This is a genomic window from Stutzerimonas kunmingensis (genome assembly GCF_032106285.1).
Taxonomy (GTDB): Bacteria; Pseudomonadota; Gammaproteobacteria; order Pseudomonadales; family Pseudomonadaceae; genus Stutzerimonas; species Stutzerimonas kunmingensis_B.
Window position 1 is genome coordinate 1 of the sequence record NZ_DAMCPO010000060.1, and the last position, 5,387, is coordinate 5,387.

5 protein-coding genes are annotated in these 5,387 nt (G+C 49.3%); 2 read left to right on the forward strand and 3 right to left on the reverse strand.

Annotated elements, in window-relative coordinates; translation table 11 throughout:
• Window positions 1–213 precede the first annotated feature (213 nt).
• On the forward strand, window positions 214–1,299 hold the full coding sequence (locus tag RT582_RS22225; RefSeq protein WP_313480062.1) for a transposase: 1,086 nt from the start codon (window positions 214–216) through the stop codon (window positions 1,297–1,299).
• A 508-nt stretch (window positions 1,300–1,807) separates the two neighbouring features.
• Complete coding sequence (locus RT582_RS22230; RefSeq protein ID WP_085987739.1) at window positions 1,808–2,107, forward strand: hypothetical protein; 300 nt, start codon at window positions 1,808–1,810, stop codon at window positions 2,105–2,107.
• A 219-nt stretch (window positions 2,108–2,326) separates the two neighbouring features.
• Here the strand turns inward: RT582_RS22230 and RT582_RS22235 are convergent, their stop codons facing one another.
• From RT582_RS22235 to RT582_RS22245, 3 genes are all read right to left on the reverse strand, one after another.
• Complete coding sequence (locus RT582_RS22235; protein ID WP_024162553.1) at window positions 2,327–2,656, reverse strand: four-helix bundle copper-binding protein; 330 nt, start codon at window positions 2,654–2,656, stop codon at window positions 2,327–2,329.
• 185 nt (window positions 2,657–2,841) lie between these two features.
• A complete protein-coding gene (locus RT582_RS22240; RefSeq protein ID WP_313480063.1) occupies window positions 2,842–4,221 on the reverse strand; it encodes a heavy metal sensor histidine kinase in 1,380 nt (459 codons plus the stop codon).
• Complete coding sequence (locus RT582_RS22245) at window positions 4,218–4,895, reverse strand: heavy metal response regulator transcription factor (protein WP_003292145.1); 678 nt, start codon at window positions 4,893–4,895, stop codon at window positions 4,218–4,220. Before RT582_RS22245 ends, RT582_RS22240 begins: the two co-directional genes overlap by 4 nt.
• Window positions 4,896–5,387: the final 492 nt, after the last annotated feature.

A 5,387-nucleotide genomic window follows, 5' to 3' on the forward strand; every position in this document is an offset into this window, starting at 1 on the left:
AAGGCCCCTTCGGGACGTAAAGTAAGTCCAGTACGTCGTGGAATGAACGCTTACGGTGTGTCTGTCTGTTGGCGTCATGGTGAGTCGCTGATGCATGCGTGCCCCAAATGCTCTCATCCGTTCTTCCGTAAGCTTCGGTTACTTCCGAATCCGACTGATCCGTGCATATGCGGTTGGAGCGCCCTAGATCCCGCGACAGGAAAGCAGGGCACTGTGCTTGAAAAGACATTTGCGGAGTTCGCCTACGAATTACTGCAGCGTAACTTACCGCCAATGAGTTGTGAAACGTTAGCCGCAAGCTATGTACGACAATGCAGAAAACGCGGTTTCATACACGGAAAATTTGTCGGTACTGCAAAACTATTTGACAGCATCCGTTCAAAGTATGGAGATGAAGCCCTGTCGCGAATGGACAAAGCTTATGAAGCAGGTAAACACGACCAATGGATACGGTTTAGTTTTTACAATGGCCAGATGGATATGCCACTCGCCCGGCATATGATCATTGCACAGCATTTATTTGGGGGCGCGGATGACTTTGAGGCTGCCTTGCAGAAAGAGCTCATTCTTCGGCACGCGGCAGGTGCAAAATTACGTTTAAAGCTGGAGAGGCCGAAAGTTGGTAGGAAGGCGCAACACCGTCAGAAAATAGCCACCATTTTAGCTGTTCGAGCGAATGTCGATTTGGAGTACCTCTGGGATAACGCTCATCAAGCCACCCGCTGGCTAGCGGAGCATGACAACGCATGGTTGATGGGAAAGCTCAGCACGCCAAAGCGCTTACCTGAAGTAGTCGAGGAGGTTAGTGATCTCCGAGACAGCGCTTATGCTGCCATTCTCCTATCGGGTGCTGAGAATCTCTATCGGATTTCCAAAGGACAGAAGCGGGTTAATCTCAACAACCTGCAGAAACTCCTACCCGTGCGTTTACCGCGGTGTCCAAAGTTACGTAAGCGTAGATTTCCCTTGGCGTCCCAGCAGGCTGAACTTCTTATGGAGTCTGTCTGGCACTTTAGATTGAGACGGCTAATTTTCGCTCTTGCCAATATGAAAAGGCTAAACCTTCCGATGAACACTGGAAGTCTGGGTATGGTTTCCAGTGTTCCGAATACTGTTTTTCAAGCCCTTGTTAGCTTTTTCGAGTGGGACCTAGAGGACTTTGCGAGAAATGGAGTGGACGCAGAAACTCTGCTTAAGTCCACCGGTTTACCAAGGAATTGGCAGGGACCACCTGGTTTCAACCAAGTCCTGGGAGGCACTGCGTACTATCGGAATAAGTCTGTAGCTGAGAGCACCTGAAAAAAACGCGCTGAGTGAAGCCTGTAACGCTTCCGTTGGATTAAAGTAATTTGCAATATGTTCACTCACCGACGCCGCGCGCTTTTTCAGAGCCTGTGCCATTCAACCGGACGCGGTTCTCCACAGCAATTACCGCTACGCGGTCGGATGCATGTGCTTTTTGCATCCAGATGTCATGGCCGGCCACAGACGGTATTACATCTGATTAATCTAGGAGAAATTATCTAGAATAAATTGGCTCACGGCATAAATGCTAGTGTTGTCTTGAGATTCTGTTGCGCTTGGGGGAACTACGCCTTGTTCGAGTATCCGCTTCTTGCTGCCGGAATTTGAAGACCACGAGCAGCAGCCATCGAACAAAAATTTCTGCTGTTTTTCAGTGCAAGTGATGAGGTTAAGAGCACATCACACGTAAGCTCCGCTTAGCATTAATGTAATATAAGACTCAGCTTTGTGTAAGGTTGACACCTTTAAACTATCCAACATCAATGATCAAGAGGTGTTAACGATGAAAAAATTTGCGGCAGTTCTTGCTGTTGGCATAGCCGTAAGTTCCTCCTTCGCAATGGCTGAGGTTGATAGAAACTCAACGATGCAGCATGACTATGCTGCAGTCGAGGGTAGACAGGCTTTAAAGGTTCTTCTTGAAAGCGGTGATGTACTAAGTGTGACGCCAATGGGCGAAGATAGTATTCTAGGCTGGCCAAGCTATCGTGCGCAGCCATACGAAATCAAAATTCGTACTCCTGATGGAGTTGTCCACTCAGTGGAGTTCCGTAGCGCGCCAGTTGGCATCAATAACGGTTAATTATTTATAAGGGAATTAATACGATATAAGCCAATTGTATGATCGTTACGATTGGCTTATGACTGATTTTTCAAATGGCATTCTTTTTTTTGCACAAGAGTAACAATAGAAGCCAAGGCGTCATTTCAGTGGGTAGAGCGTAGGTGTCCTGCCACTGAATAAAAGCGCTTTCCTACCAAGTCCATAAGATACCATCTTGGCAGGAAAGCGGCTTGCTGGTTATACAGCCATACGTTCACATTCCTCAGCGCACTTCATACAGGCTTTCGCGCACTCTTGGCAGTGATCCATCTGATGCTTGGCACACTCTTCACCGCAGGCTCGGCAAATTTTTGCACACAATGCACAGAACTCTTTAGCCAACTCGCTCTGGCGACTCATGAGTCTGGCTGCCAGAGCACATATGTCAGCACAATCTCTGTCGAGCTCAATGCAACGGGCCATCGTTTGTACGTCGTCTTCAAGTAAACAGGCAGATGCGCATGCTTCGCAAACTAGAGCGCAGTTAGAACAAGCTTGAATGCAGCTATTGAACATTGTTTCAGTCATGACTTCCTCCAAAGTTCGTATTTTAGCGTATAGTCTTGAGCTGGCCTGAGGTGATCCTCTAGCAGCTCATAAATCCGACATATTCAGAGTTCGTCCGTTCCAATGGTTAACATTACAATCGTGTAAGGTCCCTTATGATCGCTATGCGGCTGATTTTAAAATATTTACCTTTATTCGATATTTTATTATTGGCGGGGAAATTCCATGTGAAAGCCCGTCACGCCGTCTAATGAGGTGCACCAGATTCTGCCTTTATGGGCCTCAACAATAGATCTGGTAATAGCCAAGCCGAGGCCAGCGTTGCTTGGACTACCCTCGCGCCGGGCAGGATCGACCCGATAGAAGCGATAAAAGAGCTTGTCCAGGTGCTCGGGCTCGATCGTCCCTCCGGGATTCTCGACGCTGAGGGTTACCGTTCTTTCCGCCTCGTGAATCGTTACAGAAATAGTTTCCCCTACCGGGGTGTAACGCAGCGCGTTGGATAACAAATTGGAGACCGCTCTATCAATCATTAATTTATCTCCCAGCACATTTCCTGCGCCTGAGACTGAGAGACGGATATCGCGTTCGTCAGCCACTAAGTGGTAATACGCAAGCAGTTTAGCAACGACATCAGCTAGTTCGATAAACGCTTGTTCGGGAATAATCAAGCCGTTGTCGGATTTGGCCAAAAAGAGCATGTCGTCAATAATGCGTGACATACGCTTCAACTCCTCTAGATTGGAGTAAAGATTCTCCTCATAAGCATCAATATTCCGCTTTTTGGTCAGCACCACCTCGGTGTGGGTCATGAGGTTGCTAACAGGGGTTCGCAGTTCATGAGCAATGTCCGCCGAGAAATTGGAAAGCCGAACAAAGGCATCTTCCAAGCGACCTAACATCGCATTGAAGGACAGAACCAATTGCTGTAACTCAAGCGGTATCGGTTCAAGCGGCATTCGTTCCTGCAACGACCTTGCTGACATCGATGCGGCGAGATGGGTAACTTGCCTCAGAGGCCTGAGACCGCTTCTAACTACCATCCAGCCAAGCGCAGCACTAATTAGAGCGCTGACGCTTAATCCAACGCCGAACCAACGCTGCAAAGTCTGAAAGAAATGCGCGTGGTTAGTGACATCAAGAATCAACAGTGCTGTAAGTGGTTCGGGCTGGTCTGCTACCGAGATTCGGGCAGTCAATCCTCTATACAGGCGGCCGGCATATTTCCATTCCCACATATTCTGCTGTTCTGCGTCCCTATAGCTTTCCGGGACGTCGACTGTCTTGGGATCAGAAAAGAGCACTCTGCCATCTTCGCTCAAGATGGTCGCCGCTAAATCATGATGGGCACCTAGCAGAGCTCGCAACTGCGGTAGCTCCTCAGCAAGGTTTGCGCTGCTGCGTACGTTATTGAAAATTTTCTTGGTCGATTCGAGCTTCTCCACCAAGGCCTGCCGATCCAACACTTCGAAGTGATGCTGGCTAAGCAAATTGAAGCTCAGCCCAGCTATGGTGAGAACTACAACCACCACAGACATGAACATGACACTCATTCGGGCGGTCAGCGAAAGGTGACGCAGTCTCACTCCGGTGCATCCATCATATAGCCCATGCCACGCACGGTATGGATCAGTTTGTGCTCGAAGTCGTCGTCGACTTTTGCGCGCAGACGGCGTACCGCGACCTCGATAACGTTGGTGTCGCTGTCGAAGTTCATATCCCATACCTGAGATGCAATCAGAGACTTCGGAAGCACCTCGCCGCGTCGGCGCATCAACAATTCCAGCAGTGAAAATTCCTTCGCCGTCAGATCAATTCGCTTCCCAGCACGAACGGCGCGGCGCTTTAGCAGGTCCACTTCGAGATCTGAAATTTTCACGGTGGTTTGGGTGGGGGAGCCGCTGCCCCTGCGAAGCAATGTCCGGACCCTTGCCAGAAGTTCGGAGAACGCGAACGGCTTAATCAGGTAGTCGTCCGCGCCCAGCTCCAGGCCTTTGACGCGGTCTTCCACGCCATCACGTGCGGTCAAGAACAGTACGGGTATTTCGTGCCCTGCTGATCTGACCATGCGTAGCACCTCCCATCCATCTAACCCTGGCATCATCACGTCAAGGATTAAAAGGTCATAAACCTCACTCAGCGCATATTGGAGCGCATCTGTGCCAGTCGTGACCCGGTCGACGGTAAATCCAGCTTCGGTAAGTCCTTGTTGCAGGTAAGAACCAGTTTTGGGTTCGTCTTCAGCGACCAGTAATTTCATGCAGGCAGATTCCGAAAGTTTGTTTCGACTCAGTGTGCAGGTTAACGAGGCCGCCATCTAGAAGCTTACAAAAATGTAACGTATAAATCAGCTCGCTGACAGGCGGAGGTGATAGTGTTTCACATAAGTCGGAATCTATGTTCGAGCAAAATATGAGCAGTGACTCTAAGAATGCTAGCAGCTGGTTTTTCCAGGCCTTCCACATTGCTCCCTTGGCCTAATGGCGCCTCAACGGCGCCTTTTTTTTTGATGATCTGATCAGGCGGGCGAGCCTTACAGATAGTAATTTAAGTGTGCGCACCTCTGAACTTGAAGTGAATTAATTCATTCCTCTGCACGGAGTTTCTTTCAATGCTTAGATTGGGCGCGACATCCATCAGTCGGCTATCAAGCAAGGAGGGTCGGCAAGGTGAGGATCCGTTAATCTCCTTAGTTGGCAGGGCGGTTGCAGACGCTGAGTGCAACACGGTTATTGAATTGAAGCTGGAGCAT